The sequence below is a fragment of the Spirillospora sp. NPDC029432 genome, from assembly GCF_040703975.1.
Classification (GTDB): Bacteria; Actinomycetota; Actinomycetes; order Streptosporangiales; family Streptosporangiaceae; genus Spirillospora.
The window spans coordinates 46,441-63,884 of the sequence record NZ_JBEZWH010000035.1 but is presented as its reverse complement, the minus strand read 5'-3'; the positions used below and the strand labels follow the sequence as shown (position 1 = coordinate 63,884).

20 protein-coding genes are annotated in these 17,444 nt (G+C 73.8%); 12 read left to right on the top strand and 8 right to left on the bottom strand.

Going from position 1 to position 17,444, the window contains the following annotated elements; translation table 11 throughout:
• Positions 1–34: 34 nt before the first annotated feature.
• Positions 35–721 carry a TetR/AcrR family transcriptional regulator C-terminal domain-containing protein gene (locus tag AB0881_RS25420; protein WP_366620575.1) on the bottom strand — a complete coding sequence of 229 codons (687 nt, stop codon included), beginning with the start codon at positions 719–721 and terminating at the stop codon, positions 35–37.
• A gap of 117 nt (positions 722–838) precedes the next feature.
• Between AB0881_RS25420 and AB0881_RS25415 the strand changes: the two genes are divergently transcribed.
• The 9 genes from AB0881_RS25415 (at position 839) to AB0881_RS25375 (ending at position 9,146) form a co-directional block, all read left to right on the top strand.
• Positions 839–2,032: an alkane 1-monooxygenase gene (locus AB0881_RS25415; RefSeq protein WP_366620573.1), complete on the top strand. Its 1,194-nt coding sequence runs from the start codon at positions 839–841 to the stop codon at positions 2,030–2,032.
• Entirely contained in the window at positions 2,029–2,187 is a 159-nt protein-coding gene (locus AB0881_RS25410) for a rubredoxin (RefSeq protein ID WP_366620571.1), read from the top strand. The genes AB0881_RS25415 and AB0881_RS25410 overlap by 4 nt, the downstream gene beginning before the upstream one ends.
• Positions 2,188–2,190: 3 nt before the next feature.
• Entirely contained in the window at positions 2,191–2,379 is a 189-nt protein-coding gene (locus tag AB0881_RS25405; RefSeq protein WP_366620569.1) for a rubredoxin, read from the top strand.
• Between the two features lie 91 nt (positions 2,380–2,470).
• Positions 2,471–3,388 (top strand): SDR family oxidoreductase, encoded by a 918-nt coding sequence (locus tag AB0881_RS25400; RefSeq protein ID WP_366620567.1) that lies wholly within the window; start codon positions 2,471–2,473, stop codon positions 3,386–3,388.
• Complete coding sequence (locus AB0881_RS25395) at positions 3,385–4,248, top strand: MaoC/PaaZ C-terminal domain-containing protein (protein ID WP_366620565.1); 864 nt, start codon at positions 3,385–3,387, stop codon at positions 4,246–4,248. Before AB0881_RS25400 ends, AB0881_RS25395 begins: the two co-directional genes overlap by 4 nt.
• Before the next feature lie 44 nt (positions 4,249–4,292).
• On the top strand, positions 4,293–5,465 hold the full coding sequence (locus AB0881_RS25390; protein ID WP_366620563.1) for an acyl-CoA dehydrogenase family protein: 1,173 nt from the start codon (positions 4,293–4,295) through the stop codon (positions 5,463–5,465).
• Positions 5,462–6,628, top strand: a complete 1,167-nt coding sequence (locus AB0881_RS25385) for an acetyl-CoA acetyltransferase (RefSeq protein WP_366620561.1) — start codon at positions 5,462–5,464, stop codon at positions 6,626–6,628. The genes AB0881_RS25390 and AB0881_RS25385 overlap by 4 nt, the downstream gene beginning before the upstream one ends.
• Positions 6,625–7,029 carry a Zn-ribbon domain-containing OB-fold protein gene (locus AB0881_RS25380; protein WP_366620559.1) on the top strand — a complete coding sequence of 135 codons (405 nt, stop codon included), beginning with the start codon at positions 6,625–6,627 and terminating at the stop codon, positions 7,027–7,029. The genes AB0881_RS25385 and AB0881_RS25380 overlap by 4 nt, the downstream gene beginning before the upstream one ends.
• Positions 7,026–9,146, top strand: a complete 2,121-nt coding sequence (locus tag AB0881_RS25375; RefSeq protein ID WP_366620557.1) for an acetate--CoA ligase family protein — start codon at positions 7,026–7,028, stop codon at positions 9,144–9,146. Before AB0881_RS25380 ends, AB0881_RS25375 begins: the two co-directional genes overlap by 4 nt.
• 45 nt (positions 9,147–9,191) lie before the next feature.
• Here the strand turns inward: AB0881_RS25375 and AB0881_RS25370 are convergent, their stop codons facing one another.
• Positions 9,192–9,821: a TetR family transcriptional regulator gene (locus AB0881_RS25370; RefSeq protein WP_366620556.1), complete on the bottom strand. Its 630-nt coding sequence runs from the start codon at positions 9,819–9,821 to the stop codon at positions 9,192–9,194.
• Between the two features lie 98 nt (positions 9,822–9,919).
• Here AB0881_RS25370 and AB0881_RS25365 point away from each other — a divergent pair, with 98 nt between their 5' ends.
• A complete protein-coding gene (locus AB0881_RS25365; RefSeq protein WP_366620554.1) occupies positions 9,920–10,951 on the top strand; it encodes an oxygenase MpaB family protein in 1,032 nt (343 codons plus the stop codon).
• Positions 10,948–11,853 carry an oxygenase MpaB family protein gene (locus AB0881_RS25360; protein WP_366620552.1) on the top strand — a complete coding sequence of 302 codons (906 nt, stop codon included), beginning with the start codon at positions 10,948–10,950 and terminating at the stop codon, positions 11,851–11,853. Before AB0881_RS25365 ends, AB0881_RS25360 begins: the two co-directional genes overlap by 4 nt.
• On the opposite strand, the gene AB0881_RS25355 is transcribed toward AB0881_RS25360, so the two are convergent.
• Genes AB0881_RS25355 through AB0881_RS25340 form a run of 4 tightly spaced genes read right to left on the bottom strand, consistent with a single transcriptional unit; the run spans position 11,826 to position 14,545 of the window.
• Positions 11,826–12,269 carry a DUF3237 domain-containing protein gene (locus AB0881_RS25355; RefSeq protein ID WP_366620550.1) on the bottom strand — a complete coding sequence of 148 codons (444 nt, stop codon included), beginning with the start codon at positions 12,267–12,269 and terminating at the stop codon, positions 11,826–11,828. The genes AB0881_RS25360 and AB0881_RS25355 overlap by 28 nt on opposite strands.
• 11 nt (positions 12,270–12,280) lie before the next feature.
• The gene (locus AB0881_RS25350) at positions 12,281–12,736 is read right to left on the bottom strand and encodes a MaoC family dehydratase (RefSeq protein ID WP_366620548.1); all 456 of its coding nucleotides are present in this window, start codon (positions 12,734–12,736) and stop codon (positions 12,281–12,283) included.
• Complete coding sequence (locus tag AB0881_RS25345; RefSeq protein WP_366620546.1) at positions 12,733–13,632, bottom strand: amidohydrolase family protein; 900 nt, start codon at positions 13,630–13,632, stop codon at positions 12,733–12,735. The genes AB0881_RS25350 and AB0881_RS25345 overlap by 4 nt, the downstream gene beginning before the upstream one ends.
• Before the next feature lies 1 nt (position 13,633).
• Positions 13,634–14,545, bottom strand: a complete 912-nt coding sequence (locus tag AB0881_RS25340) for an SDR family NAD(P)-dependent oxidoreductase (RefSeq protein WP_366620544.1) — start codon at positions 14,543–14,545, stop codon at positions 13,634–13,636.
• A gap of 99 nt (positions 14,546–14,644) precedes the next feature.
• On the opposite strand from AB0881_RS25340, the gene AB0881_RS25335 reads away from it, so the two are divergent.
• Positions 14,645–15,118 carry a MarR family transcriptional regulator gene (locus AB0881_RS25335; RefSeq protein WP_366620542.1) on the top strand — a complete coding sequence of 158 codons (474 nt, stop codon included), beginning with the start codon at positions 14,645–14,647 and terminating at the stop codon, positions 15,116–15,118.
• Here the strand turns inward: AB0881_RS25335 and AB0881_RS25330 are convergent.
• Positions 15,115–16,530 carry an Nramp family divalent metal transporter gene (locus AB0881_RS25330; RefSeq protein ID WP_366620540.1) on the bottom strand — a complete coding sequence of 472 codons (1,416 nt, stop codon included), beginning with the start codon at positions 16,528–16,530 and terminating at the stop codon, positions 15,115–15,117. The two genes, AB0881_RS25335 and AB0881_RS25330, sit on opposite strands and share 4 nt — an antisense overlap.
• On the bottom strand, positions 16,527–17,432 hold the full coding sequence (locus AB0881_RS25325; protein WP_366620538.1) for a shikimate dehydrogenase: 906 nt from the start codon (positions 17,430–17,432) through the stop codon (positions 16,527–16,529). Before AB0881_RS25325 ends, AB0881_RS25330 begins: the two co-directional genes overlap by 4 nt.
• Between the last annotated feature and the right edge of the window lie 12 nt (positions 17,433–17,444).

Below are 17,444 nucleotides of genomic sequence, written 5' to 3'. Positions count from 1 at the left end.
GCCGGGCGGCGGTCGGCGGGCGGTCAGTGGGTGGTCAGTTGGCGGCGGGCCCTGCCGCGCGGGGGAGCCGGTCGAGCGCGGCGAGCAGCATCTCCAGCCCGCATTCGAAGTCCGCCTCGTGGTCGTCCAGCACCAGCTCGTCGGCCAGGGCGATGACGTGGGGGATCTCGCCGGGGTCCACCTCCAGCAGCGCGTCCGCGTTGCCGGACGGCAGGCCGTGCGGCATCCGGAGGGCGCCGCCCTCCATCATCTGGGCGCCCATCACGTACGACATGAGCGCCCGCAGCGCGCGCACCGAGGTCGCCGCGTCGAACCCGGCGGCCTCGAACAGCGCCAGCGCCCGCTCCGCCGTCCGCCGCCCGAACAGCTGGCCGCTCCGGCCGGTCAGCACCAGGTGCATGCTGCGCGGATGGCGGCGCGCGGTCGCGCGGAACGCCCCGACCATGGCGCGGGCGTTGAGCCTCCAGTCCCGGCCGGGGTTGGCCTCGGCCTCGGGGACGTCCAGCCCGGCGAGGACGGACTCGGCCACGGCCTCCAGCAGCGCGTCCTTGTTGGGCACGTGGTTGTAGAGCGACATCACCCCGACCCCGAGCTCGGCGGCGATCTTGCGCATGGACAGCGCCCGGGCGCCGTCCCGCTCGATGATCGCGATGGACGTCCGGACGATCCGGTCGCGCGTCAGGGGCCGCCGTTCGACGGGGCCGGCCGGGGTCTTCGCCACGGGTAGAGCGTATCGGCCGCACCGGCCCGGCCAAGAACGTACGGCATAAATCTTGTATACGCCGTACGTCTCGTGTCATGGTGGCCGGGACGGTGTCGCCCGGAACGCGGAGGTGTCATGGAAACGGCGAGCGCCGGCGTCACGCACGTGACCTGGACCGACAAGAAGAAGCACCTGTGGATCCTCGGGCTGGTCGTCCCGCTGTCGCCGTTCCTGGCGTGGGGGCTGGTCGCGCTCACCGGCTGGGACGTCCTGTGGTTCACCGGCGGGCTGATCCTGGGCGTGATCGGGCCCGTGCTCGACAAGGCGCTCGGCGAGGACTCCGGCAACCCGCCCGAGAGCGTCCTGGGATGGCTGGAGGAGCGGAGGTACTACCGCTGGTGCGTGTACCTGTACATCCCGCTCCAGTACGCGGGGCTGGTGCTGGCCTGCTGGATGTGGTCGCGCGGGGACATGTCGCTGCTCGGGAAGCTCGGGCTCACCCTGACGATCGCCAACGTCGGCGGGATCGGCATCAACACCGCGCACGAGCTGGGGCACAAGAAGGAGCGGGCCGAGCGCTGGCTGTCGAAGGTCACGCTGGCGCAGACCGCGTACGGGCACTTCTACATCGAGCACAACCGCGGCCACCACGTCCGCGTCGCGACCCCGGAGGACCCGGCCAGCGCCCGCCTCGGCGAGAGCTTCTACCGCTTCTGGCCGCGCACGGTCCGGGGGAGCCTGCGGTCGGCCTGGCGGCTGGAGAGGGCGCGGCTGGCGCGGACGGGCCGCGGCCCCTGGACGCCGCGCAACGACGTCCTGAACGCCTGGGCGATGACGGTCGTCCTGTACGGCGGGCTGATGGCGGCGTTCGGCATCGGGATCGCCCCGTACCTGCTGGCGCAGGCGGTGATCGGCTTCACGCTGCTGGAGGTCATCAACTACCTGGAGCACTACGGGCTGCTGCGGCAGAAGACTCCGGGCGGGCGGTACGAGCGGTGCGCGCCCCGGCATTCCTGGAACAGCAACAGCATCGCCTCCAACATCCTGCTGTACCACCTGCAGCGGCACAGCGACCACCACGCCAACCCCACCCGCCGCTACCAGGCGCTGCGGCACTTCGACGAGGCGCCGCGGCTGCCCGGCGGCTACCTGGTGCTGGCGCGGCTGGTGTTCGTCCCGCCGCTGTGGCGGCGCGTGATGGACGGGCGCGTCCTCGCCCACTACGGCGGTGACGCGAGCCTGGCCAACGTCCAGCCGGGACGGCATGCGCGGTACGGCGCCATCCCGCCCGCCGCCGGGGCCGCGACCGGGGCCGGGGGTGCGGCATGACCTACCGCTGCCCGGTCTGCGGTTACGAGTACGCCGAGGAGTCCGGCGACCCCCGCGAGGGCTTCCCGGCCGGCACGCCGTGGGCCGGCGTTCCCGACGACTGGGCCTGCCCCGACTGCGGCGTCCGAGAGAAGATCGATTTCGAGAGGGTCTGAGCGATGGGCGAGTACCGGATCTGGGAGTGCGCCGTCTGCGGCTTCGTCTACGACGAGGCCGAGGGCTGGCCCGAGGAGGGCATCCCACCGCGCACCCGATGGGCGGACGTTCCCGACGACTGGGCGTGCCCCGACTGCGGGGCCGCCAAGGCCGACTTCGAGATGGCGGAGGTCGGGCGTACGAGGTCTTGACACCGGCGGGTGACGCGGAGCACATTGCTTTAGAAGGAAATTCTAGAAGCTCTTTCTAAAGTCTGTTTCGTCCAGAGTGGGAGGGAACGACATGTCCGCGCTCGCCGATGGAAGAGTCGTCATCGTGACCGGCGCGGCCCGCGGCATCGGCCGCGAGCACGCGCTGGCGTTCGCCCGGCACGGGGCCAGAGTGGTCGTCAACGACCTGGGCGCCGAGGTGGACGGCACCGGCTCCTCGGCCGGCCCCGCCGGGGAGGTCGTCGAGGAGATCAGGGCGATGGGCGGCGAGGCCGTCGCCGACGGCACCGACGTCTCCGACTTCGAGGCCGCCCGGCGCATGGTGGAGTCGGCCGTCGAGCGGTTCGGCGACCTCCACGTCCTCGTCAACAACGCCGGCATCCTGCGCGACCGGATGCTCGTCAACATGACCGCGGACGAGTGGGACGACGTCGTCCGCGTCCACCTCCGGGGAACGTTCGCGCCGCTCCGGCACGCCGCCGCCTACTGGCGGGAGCGGCACAAGGCCGGGCACGCCGTCGACGCCCGGGTCGTCAACACCAGCTCGTCCTCCGGCATCTACGGCAATCCCGGCCAGGGCAACTACGGCGCCGCCAAGGCCGGGATCGCCTCCCTCACCGTGATCGCGGCCCGCGAGCTGCGCCGGTACGGCGTGACCGTCAACGCCGTGGCGCCGGCGGCGCTGACCCGGATGACCGAGAACCTCATCAGCGGACGCGAGCGGCCGGAAGGCTTCGACCAGGCCGACCCCGGGAACATCGCGCCGCTGGTGGTGTGGCTGGCGAGCCCGGAGGCCCGCGACGTCACCGGCCGGGTCTTCAACGTCCGCGGCGGCACGATCAGCGTGGCGGAGGGCTGGCGGGCCGGGCCCTCGGCCGACAAGGGCGCCCGCTGGGAGCCGCACGAGCTGGGCGACGTCGTGCCCGCCCTCCTGGCGAAGGCCCGCCCGAACGTCCTGACCGACGGGGTGACCCCGGAGGAGCCGAAGTGAGCCTCGACCACACCCTCGTCGGCGTGCCGTCCGAGCCCGTGCTGCGCGAATGGACGTCCGCCGACACCCTCCTGTACGCGCTCGCGGTGGGCGCGGGACTTGGCGACCCCGCGCGCGAGCTGGCGTTCACCACCGAGAACTCGGCGGGCGTGCCGCAGCGCGTGCTGCCGACCTTCGCCGTGCTCGCGGCGCGCGCCGCGGCCCGCCGCAGGCTGGGCGACTTCGATCCGGCGATGCTCGTCCACGCCGAGCAGTCGTTCGAGCTGCACCGCCCGCTGCCGCCGTCCGGCGCGGTGCGCGTCACCACGACCGTGACCGGCATCCACGACAAGGGGAGCGGCGCGCTCGTCGTCACCGAGTCCGCCGCCGCCGACCCCGAGACCGGCGAGCGGGTCGTGGACGCGCGCAGCTCGGCGTTCATCCGCGGCGAGGGCGGCTTCGGCGGCGACCGGGGGCCGCGCGACGAGTGGCGCCGCCCCGACCGGAAACCGGACCATCTGGTCACCTGCCCGACCCGGCCCGAGCAGGCGCTGATCTACCGGCTCACCGGGGACCGCAACCCGCTGCACTCCGACCCGGCCTTCGCCGCCCGCGCCGGGTTCGACCGGCCCATCCTGCACGGCCTGTGCACGTACGGCGTGACAGGCCGGGCCCTCCTGCACGCCGCCGCCGGCTCCGACCCGGCCCGGTTCGCCGCGATGTCGGGCCGGTTCAGCAGCCCCGTGTACCCGGGCGAGGAGCTGACCGTCGCGATGTGGCAGGACGGCGAGACGGTCCTCTTCCAGACCGCCAAGGCCGACGGGACCGTCGTCATCGACCGCGGCCGCGCCCGCGTCCGCCCCACCTCCTCTTCCTCCTGACTCTTCTTCCTCCTGACTCTCTCCTAACGAACGGAGCGACGACCATGGTGGACTTCTCCCTCACCGACGAGGAACGGCAGATCCGCGACACCGTGCGCGCGTTCGTCGAGCGCGAGGTGATGCCCCTCGAACCGGACGTGCTGCGCAGCGAGCGCTCCGGCGGCCCCGGCCTGGACCCGGACGTGCTGCGCGAGCTGCGCGCCAAGGCCCGCCAGGCCGGGTTCTGGGGCGTGAACACCCCCGAGGAGTACGGCGGCATGAACCTCGGCGCCGTCATGTCGGCGATCCTGGCGATGGAGACGGGGCGGACGTTCGTCCCGTTCAGCTTCGGCGGCTCGGCCGACAACATCCTGTACGCCGGGAACGACGAGCAGAAGCGCCGCTACCTGATCCCCACCATCGAGGGCGAGCGGCGGTCCTGCTTCGCCATCACCGAGCCCGGCGCCGGATCGGACGCCCGCAACATCCGGACGCGCGCCGTCCGCGACGGCGGCGACTGGGTGATCAACGGCGAGAAGACGTTCATCACCGGCGGCAACGAGGCCGACTTCGTCATGGTGTTCGCGGTGACCGACCCCGGCAAGGGCGCGGACGGCGGCGTGACCTGCTTCCTCGCCGACCGCGACATGGGCTGGAAGTCCGAGCCGATCCCGACCATGGGCCAGTGGGGCCCGGCCGCGCTGGTCTTCGAGGACGTCCGCGTCCCGGACGAGAACGTGCTGGGCGAGGTCGGCCGGGGCTTCGAGCTGGCGATGCGCTGGATCGGCCAGGGCCGCTTCATGATCCCCGCCCGCGCGATCGGCTCCGCCGAGCGGATGCTGCAGATGGCGGTCGACTACGCGCGCATCCGCAAGTCCATGGGCCATCCGATCGCCGAGTACCAGGCGATCCAGTGGATGATCGCCGACTCCCAGGTGGAGATCGAGGCGGCCAAGTGGCTCACCCTGCACGCCGCCTGGCAGGTCCAGCAGGGCCGGGACGCGCGGCACGCCTCGTCCATCGCCAAGCTGCACGGCGCCGTGATGGCCAACCAGGTCGTCGACCGCGTCCTGCAGATCCACGGCGGCATGGGCTACACCAAGGAGCTGCCCATCGAACGGTGGTACCGCGAGCTGCGGCTGCTGCGGATCTTCGAGGGCACCGACGAGATCCAGCGCCGCACCATCGCCCGCAACCTGATCAAGGGCCACGTGCGGCTCGGCGGGATCGGCGAATGAGCGCGGGCCGCGCCCGCCGCACCAGGCGCCGGCGGGCGGCGATCGTCGGGGTCGCCGAGTCCGACATCGGCAGGACCCCGCACCTGACCGTCCTGTCCCAGCAGGCGCTCGCCGCCCGCGACGCGCTCGCCGAGGCCGGGCTGGACCGCGCCGACGTGGACGCCCTGTTCACCGCCGGCGCCTGGGGCTGGGCGCCGACGATGACGCTCGCCGAATACCTGGGGATCCAGCCGCGCCACACCGACTCCACCAACATCGGCGGCTCGTCGTTCGAGGCCCATGTCGGCCACGCCGCCGCGGCGATCGAGGCCGGGCTGATCGACGTCGCGCTGATCACCTACGGCAGCACGCAGCGAACCCAGCGGTCCCGCGGCCGGCCGCGGCCCGCCGACCTGACCGCGCAGTTCGAGGCGCCGTTCGGGCTCCCGCAGCCCGTCGGGGCGTACGCGCTGGCGGCGATGCGGCACATGCACGAGTACGGCACCACGCCCGAGCAGCTCGCCGAGGTCGCCGTCGCCGCCCGCGAGTGGGCCCGGCTCGACCCGCGCGCCCCGTACCGCGACCCGCTAACGGTCGCGGACGTGCTGGACTCGCCGATGATCTGCGAGCCGCTGCGCAAGCTGGACTGCTGCCTGGTCACCGACGGCGGCGGCGCGGTGGTCGTCGCCGCCGAGGACCGGTTCGCGGACGTGGCCACCGTCCCGGTCGAGGTGCTCGGCCACGGCGAGACCCACACCCACGCCACCATCTCCAACATGCCCGACCTGACCGTGACGGGCGCCGCGCGGTCGGGCCCGGCGGCCCTCGCGATGGCCGGGGTGGGGCTGGACGACATCGACGTGTCCGAGATCTACGACTCGTTCACCATCACCGTCCTGCTCACCCTGGAGTCGCTCGGCTTCTGCAAGCCCGGCGAGTCCGGCGACTTCGTGTCCGGCGGCCGCACCGCGCCGGGCGGCGCGTTCCCGATGAACACCAACGGCGGCGGGCTGTCGTACACCCATCCCGGCATGTACGGGATCTTCCTGCTCATCGAGGCGGCCCGGCAGCTGCGCGGCGAATGCGGCGACCGCCAGGTGCCGGGCGCCGAGCTCGCGCTGGTGCACGGCACCGGCGGGGTGCTGTCGTCCACGTCCACCGTCATCCTCGGGAGGCACCGGTGACGATCCGGCCCGTACCCGACGCCGACACCGCCCCGTACTGGGACGGCCTGGCCGCCGGGGAACTGCGGTTGCAGCGCTGCGGCGGCTGCGGCCGCACGGTCTTCTACCCGCGGGCGGTGTGCCCGCACTGCTTCGGGGCCGACCTTGCCTGGTACGCCGCCTCCGGCCTCGGGACGATCTACTCGTTCACCGTCGCGCACCGCGCCTTCGGGGAGTTCGCGGAGCAGGCGCCGTTCACGGTCGCGCTGGTCGACCTGGACGAGGGCGTCCGGATGATGACCCGGATCACCGGCCCCGGCCGGCCGGCCATCGGCGACCGCGTCCGCCTCGACATCACCGCGGTCGCCGGCGACCTCGGCCTGCCGTACTTCACCCGTACCGCCGAAGGCGAGGCCGGATGACCGGGAGCGCGCGGCTGCGCGAGCTGTTCGAGCCCCGTTCCATCGCCCTGGTGGGCGCGACCGACAAGTCCGGCTGGTCGCGCAGCACGTTCGCCAACCTGCGCAGGCACGGGTTCGCGGGGCGCGTCCACCTGGTGAACCCGCGCGGCGGGACGGTGCACGGCGAGCCCGCCGCCAAGAGCCTGTCCGACATCACCGAACCGGTCGACCTCGCGTACGTCATGGTCCCGACCGCGGCCGTCGCCGGCGTGCTGGAGGAGGGGGCGGGCCGCGGGATCCGCAACTACGTGGTGCTCACCGCCGGGTTCGGCGAGACGGGCGAGGAGGGCCGCCGGCGCGAGGAGGAGATCGCCGCGCTCGCCCGCCGCCACGGGCTGACCCTGCTCGGCCCCAACGGCAACGGCTACATCAACGCCGCCGCGGGCGCGACGCCGTACGGGCTGCCCATCCCCGAACCGCTCGTCGCCGGCTCGGTCGGGGTGGTGCTGCAGAGCGGCGCGCTGGCCACCTCGGTCCTGGCGTACGCGCAGGCCCGAAACGTGGGCATCAGCCTCCTGACGGCCATGGGCAACGAGACCGGCGTGACGGTCACCGACGTGATCGACCACCTGGTGGACGACCCGGCCACCCGGGTGATCGCGCTGTTCCTGGAGTCGGTGCGGCGGCCCGCCGAGTTCGCACGGGCCGCCCGGCGCGCGCTGGAGGCGGGCAAGCCCGTCGTGGCGCTGAAGATCGGGCGCAGCGCGGTCGCCTCGCGCGCCGCGCGGGCGCACACCGGCGCGCTGGTCGGCGACGACGCCGTGGTGGACGCGGCGTTCCGGCGGCTCGGGGTGCTGCGGGTCGGCTCGCTGGAGGACCTGATCGTCACCGCCGGGCTGCTCGCCGCGACCGGCCCGCTCCCCGGCCCGCGGCTCGGGGTGGTCACCCCGTCCGGCGGCGCCTGCGAGATCATCGCCGACCGGGCCGAGGAGGAGGGGCTGCTGCTCCCGCCGCTGGCGCCCGCCACCGTGGCGCGGCTGGAGGAGATCCTGCCCGCCTTCGCGACCCCGCAGAACCCGCTGGACGTGACCGGGTACGTCGTCGTCGACCGCACGCTCCTCGGCCGCGCCATGGAGATCGTCGCGACGGACCCGGGCATCGACGCCGTCGTCGGCCTCTCCGACCTGCCGCGTTCCGCGCCCCCGGACCCGGCGCCGGTGCTGCGCCTGTACGAGGAGAACGCCCGCCGCATCGCCGCGTTCCCGCTGCCGACCGTGCTGATGAGCAACGTGCCGCTGGACGTCACCGCGTTCGGCCGGACCGTCCAGGAGACCACCGGGTACCCGCACGTGGTGGGCGGGATCGAGCACGGGATGCGGGCGCTCGGGGCGGCCGTGGCATGGTCGCGGCACCGGTCCCGCGCGCTCGCGGAACCGCCGCCGGCCGCGCCGCCCGAGCCCGTCGTGCGCGGCGGGCCCGGCGAGCCCGGCGGCGTCTGGGCCGAGCACCGCGCCGCGCGGCTGCTGGCGGACAACGGCGTCCCCGTCGTGCCGGGCACGCTCGCGGCCGACGCCGGAGCCGCCGCCGCGGCCGCGGAACGGCACGGCTACCCGGCCGTCCTCAAGCTCGCGGCCGACGGCCTCGCGCACAAGAGCGACATCGGCGGCGTCCGGCTCGGCCTGCGCACGGCCACCGAGGTGCGCGCGGCGCACGCGGAGCTGCTCGCCGCCGCGGCGGAGGCGGGGCTCGGCGCGGCCGCGACGCTCGTCCAGCCGCAGCGCGAGGCCGGGACCGAACTGCTCGTCGGGGTCGTCCGCGACCCGGCCTGGGGCCCGGTGCTCGCGGTCGCGCTGGGCGGCGTGTGGGTGGAGGTGCTCGACGACTCCGCGCTGCGGCCGCTGCCCGCGGACGCCCCGGAGATCCGGCGGGCGCTGGAGGAGCTGCGCGGCGCGGCCGTGCTGCGCGGCGCGCGCGGCGGCGAGCCGGCCGACCTGGACGCGGTGGCGGAGGTGGTCGCGCGGGTGGGCCGGCTGGCGGCCGGGCTGGGGGAGCGGCTGGAGTCCCTGGAGATCAACCCGCTGCTCGTCCGGGGCTCCCGGGTCGAGGCCCTGGACGCCCTGGTGACCTGGCGGGACTGACATCCCGCATGTCCCCTGGCGCCCCGGGACGCGCCGCCCGGCGGCTCAGGGAAGGTGGTCGGCGGCCCGGTCGTGCATGGCGAGCGCCAGCTCGACCGCGCTGTCGACGACCGCGTCGAGGTCGTCGCCCAGCCGGCCGTCGGCCCACCGCTGCGCCAGCTCGGTCATCGCGCCGGTGAACATGGTGGCGGCGATGACCAGCGGCAGCCGCGGGCTCTCCACCCGGCTCATCGCGAGGACCCCGTCCAGCAGGGCGGTCTGCGCGGCGCGGCGGCGCTCGGCGAGCACCTCGTTGCCGCGCGCCTCGGCGAACAGGACGCGGCCCCGGCGGGGGTCGTCGCTGATGAACCTCAGCACGGCCCGGACGCCCGCGCGGGTACGGGCGGCCGGCCGCGGCCCGGCCTCGTCCAGCGCGCGGGCCAGGACCTCGCCCAGCGTGGTCGCCGCCTGGTCGTAGACGGCCGCGAGCAGCTCGCCGGTGTCGGCGAAGTTCTCGTAGAAGTAGCGGGTGTGCAGCGCGGCCTCGCGGCACACCGCGCGGACCGTCAGCGCGGACTCGCCCTCGTCCCCGAACAGCCGGTACGCGGCGCGGACGAGCATGTCGCGCCGCTCGTCCCGGCGCCGGGACGCGGGGACCCCCGCCCACCGGGTCGCTGCGGCAGGACGCGCGCTCACCATGGCGCCACCCTACCCATCGTTCCCCGCCGAGTCTGGACACGGTCGTACCCAGATGCCTACTCTGGATACAGATGTAGCCAGAACGGGAGTGCCGGATGCCATCGAGAGCCAACATCCTCGCGTCACGCTTCGAGCGGGCCTTCGACGCCGAGATCCGCTCCAGGTTCTTCAAGGGCCTGGACTTCGCGGGCCCGGAGGGCGACCCCGGCTGGTTCGGCCCCGGCAGCGCGGTCTGGTACGTGCACTCGCACCTGCCCACCCTCGTCCTCGGCCTCGTCGGCGCCGCCTACATCGAAGGGCTCGACCCGAGCATCAGCTGGATGGGCTACGACCACTCCCGGCTGGCCGAACGGGTCGACGGCGTCCCCACCGGCAACATCGACCCCGAGGGCGGCGCGGTCCGGCTCGGGCACTCGATCTCCTTCTTCATCGGCACCGCCTACGGCTCCACCGAGACCGCCGAGCGCCTGGCCCGCACCGTCCGCGCCATGCACCACACGGTCAAGGGCACCCGGCCGGACGGGCTGCCGTACGACGCCGACGACCCCGAGTGGCTGCGGTGGAACTACGCCACCGTCGTCTGGGGGCTCGCGACCGCGCACGAGCGCTACCACCGCCGCCCGCTGCGCGGCGCCGACCTGGACCGCTACTACGGCGAGTTCGTCCGGGTCGGCGAGGCCCTGGGCGGGACGGACCTGCCCGCCACCAAGGCGGAGGTCGCCGACTGCCTGGAGTCGTACCTGCCGCGGCTGGCGCTGACGCCCATCAAGGCGTTCGCCACCGGCCCGAACCTGCGCGACAGCAAGAGCCGCCCGTGGGAGCCGGGCAGCGCGTTCATGGACTGGGCGGCCCGCGACATGCTCCCGAAGTGGGCGCAGCGCCTCGCCCTTTACCAGCCGCCCAACCCGGTGACGCTGCGCCTGCGCCGCACCTCCCTGTGGGTCGCGCTCAACGCGCTGCACGACAGCGCGGGCCCGCTGCCCGAGTTCCGGCAGGCCCAGGCGCGCGTGGCCGCGGGCACCCGGAGCGCTCCGGTCGCCTCGACCGCGCCGGCCGCCCCCGACCCGGTCCTGACCCGCCGCGAGGTGGAGGACGCGGACCTGCTCACGGCGGGGGACCCGGCATGACCGGCACCGGGGTGGACGCGCCCGGCGGCATCCCCGGCGCGGCCCCGGGGGCGGGCTCGCTCATCTGGCGGTACGCGGGCGACTGGCGGGGCGGCCTCGGCAGCCGCGCGATCCTGCTCCTCCAGGTGGCCCATCCCGTCGTCGGCGCCGGCGTGGCCGACCACTCCGACTTCCTGGAGGACCGCTGGGGACGCCTCCTGCGCACGATGGAGTCCACGTTCGACTTCCTCGGCTACCGGGGCGAGGAGCGCGGCCGCCGCGAGGCCGCCCGGCTGCGCGAGGTCCACAAGGACATCAAGGGCGTGGACGCGCAGGGCCGCCGCTACCACGCGCTCAACCCCGAGGCGTACCTCTGGGTGCACGCCACCCTGCTGCACGGCATGGTCCACACGCAGCGGCTCTTCGGCACGCCCATCCCGCCGGCCCGGGAACGCGCCCTCTACGACGAGTGGGCGGAGCTGGCGCTGGCGCTGGGCATCACCGAGCGCCACATCCCCGAGGACCCCGCCGCGTTCCGGGACTACTTCGACACGATGGTGAACGAGCGGCTGGAGGACAACGCCACGGTGCGGCTGCTCATCGCCCTGGACCGGGAGCCGCTGCCGCCCCCGCCGCGCTGGCCGCTGCCCCGGCTCGCCTGGACGGGCGCCATGGCGCCGCCCGCGGCCGTGCTGCGCCGGGCCGGGATCGGCTTCCTGCCGCCCGTGCTGCGGGAGCGGTTCGGGCTGCCGTGGACGGCCGCCGACGAGCACGGCTTCCGGCTGTTCTCGCGGGCGATGCGGACCGCGGACCGGGCGCTGGCCGATCCGCTGCGCCTCACGCCGATCGCGGCCCGCGCCCTGTGGCGCGCCCGGCGGGAACGCCGGGCCGCGCCTCAGGAGGTCCCGGCCCGCACCGTGTAGAACTTCAGCCACACCGCGGGCCGCCCCTCGCCGGGGTCGAGCGCGAGGGAGCCGACCACCGGGGTGTCGTTGAGGAACGCCCACGGCCCCTCGGGCGCCTCGATGCGGATCGCGGTCAGCCCGAGGGGACCGTCGCCGCGGGCGGACACCGTCCCCTGGTTGGTGATGGTCAGGACGGTCCCGTCGGCAAGGCGGACGGCGTAGGTGGCGCTGACCGTCCCGGTGCCGTCGCCGCGCTGCAGGCTCCAGTCGGCGCCGCCGGGGACGACCTCGCCCTCCAACCGCCCGCCGACGGTGCCGCCGGTGATGGGGATGATGCTGCGCCGGCCCCCGGGGACGGGCCCGGCGTCGATGGGTTCGCCGATCTCGACGCGGAGCTCGGCGAGCGGTTCGAGGACGAGCGGCGGGTGGCTCACGGCGCCCCCGTTCAGGCGTAGTGGCGGTAGATGGGGCGGGCGACGCAGGCCGGCTTGGCGGCGCCCTCGATCTCGACGGTGAAGTCGCAGACCATCTGGACGCCGTCGCCGGCCACGTCGGTGACCTCGGCGACCGCCGCGGCGAGCCGGATCCTCGCGCCGACCTTCACGGGGCTGGGGAAGCGGACCTTCTCCAGCCCGTAGTTGATGCTCATCTTCATGCCGCGGATGGCGAGCAGGTCGTTGAAGAGCGGGATGACCAGCGACAGCGTGAGGTAGCCGTGGGCGATCGTGCCGCCGAACGGGCCGTCCTTCGCCTTCTCCGCGTCGGTGTGGATCCACTGGTGGTCGTCGGTGGCGTCGGCGAACGTGTCCACCCGGTCCTGGGTGATCTCCAGCCACTCGCTGTGGCCGAGGTCCTTGCCGGCCAGCGCCCTGATCTCGTCCAGCCCGGTCACGGTGATCATGAGTTCTCCTTGTTCGTGGTGAGGCCGAGCAGGCGGGCGGCGTTGTCCTTGAGGATCTTCGGCCGGACCTCCGGCTTGATCTCCAGCTTCTCGAAGTCGGCCAGCCACCGGTCGGGGGTGATGACGGGGTAGTCGGAGCCGAACAGCACCTTGTCCTTGAGCAGGCTGTTGGCGTACCGGACCAGCTGCGGCGGGAAGTACTTGGGCGACCAGCCCGACAGGTCGATGTAGACGTACGGCTTGTGGTTGGCCACGGCGAGGGCCTCGTCCTGCCACGGGAACGACGGGTGCGCCAGGATGATCCGCAGCTCGGGGAAGTCCACGGCCACGTCGTCGACGAGCATCGGGTTGGAGTACTTCAGCCGGATGCCGCCGCCGCCCGGCACGCCCGCCCCGATCCCGGTCTGGCCGGTGTGGAACAGCGCCGGGACGCCCAGCTCCTCGATCGCCTCGTACAGCGGGTACGCCAGCGGATCGTTCGGCGCGAAGCCCTGGATGCTGGGGTGGAACTTGAAGCCCCGCACCCCGTGCTCCTCGACCAGCCGCCGCGCCTCCCGCACGCCCGCCTTCCCCTTGTACGGGTCGATGCTGGCGAACGGGATCAGCACGTCGGGGTGTGCGGCGCAGCCCTCGGCGACCTCCTCGTTGGCGATCCGCGGCCAGCCGGTGGCGTGCTCGGCGTCCACGGTGAACACCACCGCCGCCATCTTCCGCTCCCGGTAGTAGGCGGCCATCTCGTCGATCGACGGCTGCCGGTGCCCGTGCGCCTTGAAGTACTCCTCCGAGGCCCCGAACAGCTCCGGGCTCAGCGACAGGTGGCCGTCCTTGCTGATCTCCGAGTGGGTGTGCACGTCGATCGCGGTCAGCTCGGCCACGTCCATGGTCGGCTCGGGCATGTCAGGCCTCCGGGACCTTCGGGGCGGGGATGCCGTACGTCTCGGGCTCGGCGCCCACGCCCGTGGCCCACTGCTCGGCGATCTCGTCCGCGCTCCAGCCGCCCTCGCTGAACGCCACCGCCTTCTCGGCCGGGTGCGACCACAGCGCCAGCCGGTCGCCCCCGATGCCGATCGCCTGGCCGGTGACGCCCTTGGACGCGTCCGAGGCCAGGAACGTGATCAGGCCCGCCACGTCCCGCACGGTGCCCAGGCCCTCGTCCTTGCGCAGCCAGTTCGGGAACGGCTCGCCGGTGCGCTCGGACTCCTCGATCACTGGGCCGAACGCCGGGATCGTCTTGGTCATCTCGGTGGCGGCGACCGGCACGACCGCGTTCACGGTGATCTCGGCGCGCGCCAGCTCCATCGCCCAGGTCCGCGCCATCGCCACGATCCCGGCCTTGGCGGCGGCGTAGTTGGTCTGCCCGAAGTTGCCGCGCTGCCCGGCCGGGGAGGAGATCAGTACGATCCGCCCGCCGGTGCCCTGCTCGCGCATCCGCACCGCCGCCGCCCGCGCGCAGGTGAACGTCCCGCGCAGGTGCACCCGGACGACGTCGTCGAAGTCCTCGTCGGTCATCTTCCACAGCACCCGGTCGCGCAGGATGCCCGCGTTGGTGACCATGACGTCCAGCCGGCCGAACTCCTCGACGGCCGCGCTCACCAGCTCGTCGGCAGCCTCGGTGGTGCCGACCGCGGCGACCACGCCCGCCGCCCGGCCGCCGGCGCCGGTGATCCTCTCCACCGCCGCGTCCACGGCCGCCCGGTCGACGTCGTTGACCACCACGGCCGCGCCCGCGGCGGCGAGCGCCTCGGCGTAGGCCAGGCCCAGCCCCCGCCCGCTCCCGGTGACGATCGCGACCTTGCCCGTCAGCTCCATGAACCCACCCATCCGGCTGATCAACAGGAATCCTGGCAAACCGCAGTGTGCTGGAGTGACAGGTTTCCTGTCAATGCACCGGTGCTCTAACCTGGGCCGATGACCACCACGCCGATCGGCCGCGAGCGCGACGGCGACGGCGGCGCCAAGGCGCCGCCGTCGCTGCTGTACCTGGTCAAGCGCCTGGAGCTGGCCGTCCGGTCGCATCTGGAGGAGGTCGTCCGGCCCGCCGGCGTCACCGCCCTGCAGTACACGGCGCTCACCGTCCTGGAACGGCACGACGGGGTGTCCGCCGCGCAGCTCGCGCGCTCCTCGTTCGTCACCGCCCAGACGATGGCCGACATGGTCCGCGCCCTGGAGAAGCGCGGCCTCATCCGCCGCGAGCCCAACCCGGCCAGCCGCCGCGAGCTGCTGATCCTGCTGAACGACGCGGGCCGCGAGCTGCTGGCCGAGTACGCCGAGCCGGTCCGCCGCGTCGAGGAGCGGATGACCGCCGAGCTGACCGCGCGGCAGGCCGAGCAGTTCCGCGCGGCGCTCGGCACCTCCTGGCGCGCCCTGTCCCGGGAGGGCTAGAGGTCCTGGATCTGGGTGATGAGCATGGCCAGGGCGAAGAAGCCGTAGAAGGCGATCGCGATGACCATGGCCGTCAGCCGCACGCCGCGCATCCTGACGGCGGCGGGAAGGTCCCGGACGTTCAGGCGGACCAGCAGGATCGTGTAGAGCAGCGTGACGACCGACGCGGCGCAGGTGGAGACCAGCAGCAGCGCGATCGGCTGGTCGAAGCCGGCCAGCAGGATGGCCGACCCCAGGACGATCTCGGCCCACACCACCGCGAGGTAGATGCGCGCCTCGGTCCAGCGGGCGGAGTCCATCAGGTAGTTGCGCCTGAGGAAGTCGCTCGCGACGCGGCCGATGACGTCCAGCAGGCCCATCGCCGCCGCCCACAGCGACACCGCGGCGATCGCGAAGAACAGCAGCTTGAGCCAGGTGCCGACCTCGGCGGCGAGGACGTCGCCCTCGATGCGCAGGAACGAGGGGTCGGACTCCAGGTCGTCGCGGCCGAACAGCGTCTCGTACGCCAGCAGGCTCATGACGCCGATCGTGACGATGCAGACCAGGACGAACGTGGTGAGGTGCTCGACGTTGGCGCGCTTCCACCAGACCCGCCAGCGGGCGAGGTTGGCCTCGTCCTGGGGGAAGGCGTAGCGGTCGCCGCCGGCGGCCTCCTCGCGGCCGGTGATGGGGGAGACCAGGCGCGGGACGTGCGCGCCCATGCCGTACCCCTTGTCGCGGATCCAGTTGCTCAGGACCAGGTTGTGCACGCCGCCGGCGCCGGCCGCGCCGAGCGCGCTGAGGATCATCGTGAACGTGATGCCCTCGGGGATCCGCCCGAAGCCCGTCACCGTCTTCTCCGCGCCCTCGCCCCACGTCGCCAGCGAGATGACGAACACGGCCGCGACGGCCAGGAAGAACAGGGTGAGCGCCACCTTGACGAACTCCACCCGCTCCACCGTCGTGTAGATCACCTTGGAGAACGTCAGCAGGACCCCGATGACGACCAGGGCGCCGACCGAGATCCAGACCGGGTCGCCGCCGCCGACGAGGTAGGTGAGCACCGTCGAGCCGCTGGTCGCCCAGCCGGGCCACACGTACTGGAACGCGCCGGCCAGGCAGATCAGCACGCCCCAGCCGCGCCACCAGCGGGAGAAGCCCGCCACGACCGTCTGGCCGGTGGCCAGCGTGTAGCGCTCGATCTCCATGTTGATCACGTACTGGACGGCCAGCGTGGTCAGGGCCAGCCACAGCAGCCCGAGCCCGCCGATCGCGGTGAGGTACGGCCAGAGGATGATCTCGCCGGCGGCGAGGCCGATGCCGATGGCCACGATGCCGGGGCCGACCATCCGGCGCAGCGGCATGGGCTCGGGAAGGTCCCGTACGGGTTCGGGCCGCGTCGCGGGGTCCGGCGGCCTGGTGTGCTGGCTCATGTGACTCTCCGGGTCTCGGTGGGGGGTGGGCCGGCCCGGCCGTCCCGGCCGCGCCGGGCGAGCAGGCGTTCCAGCCGGCCGAGCATCCGGCCCGTGTCCGGGGTCCGGCCGGTGATCAGGGCGAAGCTCTCGGCGGCCTGGAACACGCACATGCCCGCGCCGCCGATGGCGCGCAGGCCGCGGGCGCGCGCCGCCGCGAGCAGCGGCGTCTCCAGCGGCATGTAGACGATGTCGACGAGCCACTGCCCGGGCCGCAGCAGCTCGGGCGGCAGCGGCGTGCCGGGGTGCGCGTCCATGCCGACCGGGCTGGCGTTCACCACGCCGTCGGCGGACGCGAGCGCCCCGTCCAGATCCTCGGGGGCGGCGCCCGCGATCCGGCCGGCGCCGAAGCGCGCCGCGAACGTCTCGACCAGGCCCGCGCGCCGTACCGGGTCGGGATCGGCGACGGTCAGCCGCCGCGTGCCGCCCGACAGCTGGGCGTAGGCGCAGGCCGCCCCGGCGCCGCCCGCGCCGAGCTGGACGACATGGCCGGACGCGGCGCCGGGCAGCCCGTGCCGGAACGACTCGGCGAACCCGGCCGCGTCGGTGTTGTGCCCGATCCGGCGCCCGCCGGTGAACACGACCGTGTTCACGGCGCCGATGTCGGCCGCCTGCGGGGAGAGCCGGTCGAGCTCCGCGATCACCCGCTGCTTGAACGGATGGGTGATGTTGACGCCGGCGAAGCCCGCCGCCTCGGCCTCGTCCAGCAGCCGGCCGAGGTCGTCCGGGACGCCCGGGCGCGCGGTGTCGATGAGGGCGTACGAGACGTCGAGGCCGTGGTGCGGCCCCTCCGCCTCGTGCAGGGGCGGCGACAGCGACGTCGCTATGCCCGAGCCGATCAGGCCGTACCGGAAGGGTCGCATGTTCGGCGATTC

Coding starts and splice junctions, on each gene's coding strand:
- AB0881_RS25415 (WP_366620573.1), top strand. CDS start 839: ATGGAAACGGCGAGCGCCGGCGTCACGCACGTGACCTGGACCGACAAG.
- AB0881_RS25330 (WP_366620540.1), bottom strand. CDS start 16,530: ATGAGCCAGCACACCAGGCCGCCGGACCCCGCGACGCGGCCCGAACCC.
- AB0881_RS25335 (WP_366620542.1), top strand. CDS start 14,645: ATGACCACCACGCCGATCGGCCGCGAGCGCGACGGCGACGGCGGCGCC.
- AB0881_RS25405 (WP_366620569.1), top strand. CDS start 2,191: ATGGGCGAGTACCGGATCTGGGAGTGCGCCGTCTGCGGCTTCGTCTAC.
- AB0881_RS25345 (WP_366620546.1), bottom strand. CDS start 13,632: ATGCCCGAGCCGACCATGGACGTGGCCGAGCTGACCGCGATCGACGTG.
- AB0881_RS25360 (WP_366620552.1), top strand. CDS start 10,948: ATGACCGGCACCGGGGTGGACGCGCCCGGCGGCATCCCCGGCGCGGCC.
- AB0881_RS25400 (WP_366620567.1), top strand. CDS start 2,471: ATGTCCGCGCTCGCCGATGGAAGAGTCGTCATCGTGACCGGCGCGGCC.
- AB0881_RS25390 (WP_366620563.1), top strand. CDS start 4,293: ATGGTGGACTTCTCCCTCACCGACGAGGAACGGCAGATCCGCGACACC.
- AB0881_RS25365 (WP_366620554.1), top strand. CDS start 9,920: ATGCCATCGAGAGCCAACATCCTCGCGTCACGCTTCGAGCGGGCCTTC.
- AB0881_RS25350 (WP_366620548.1), bottom strand. CDS start 12,736: ATGATCACCGTGACCGGGCTGGACGAGATCAGGGCGCTGGCCGGCAAG.
- AB0881_RS25375 (WP_366620557.1), top strand. CDS start 7,026: ATGACCGGGAGCGCGCGGCTGCGCGAGCTGTTCGAGCCCCGTTCCATC.
- AB0881_RS25340 (WP_366620544.1), bottom strand. CDS start 14,545: ATGGAGCTGACGGGCAAGGTCGCGATCGTCACCGGGAGCGGGCGGGGG.
- AB0881_RS25325 (WP_366620538.1), bottom strand. CDS start 17,432: ATGCGACCCTTCCGGTACGGCCTGATCGGCTCGGGCATAGCGACGTCG.
- AB0881_RS25385 (WP_366620561.1), top strand. CDS start 5,462: ATGAGCGCGGGCCGCGCCCGCCGCACCAGGCGCCGGCGGGCGGCGATC.
- AB0881_RS25410 (WP_366620571.1), top strand. CDS start 2,029: ATGACCTACCGCTGCCCGGTCTGCGGTTACGAGTACGCCGAGGAGTCC.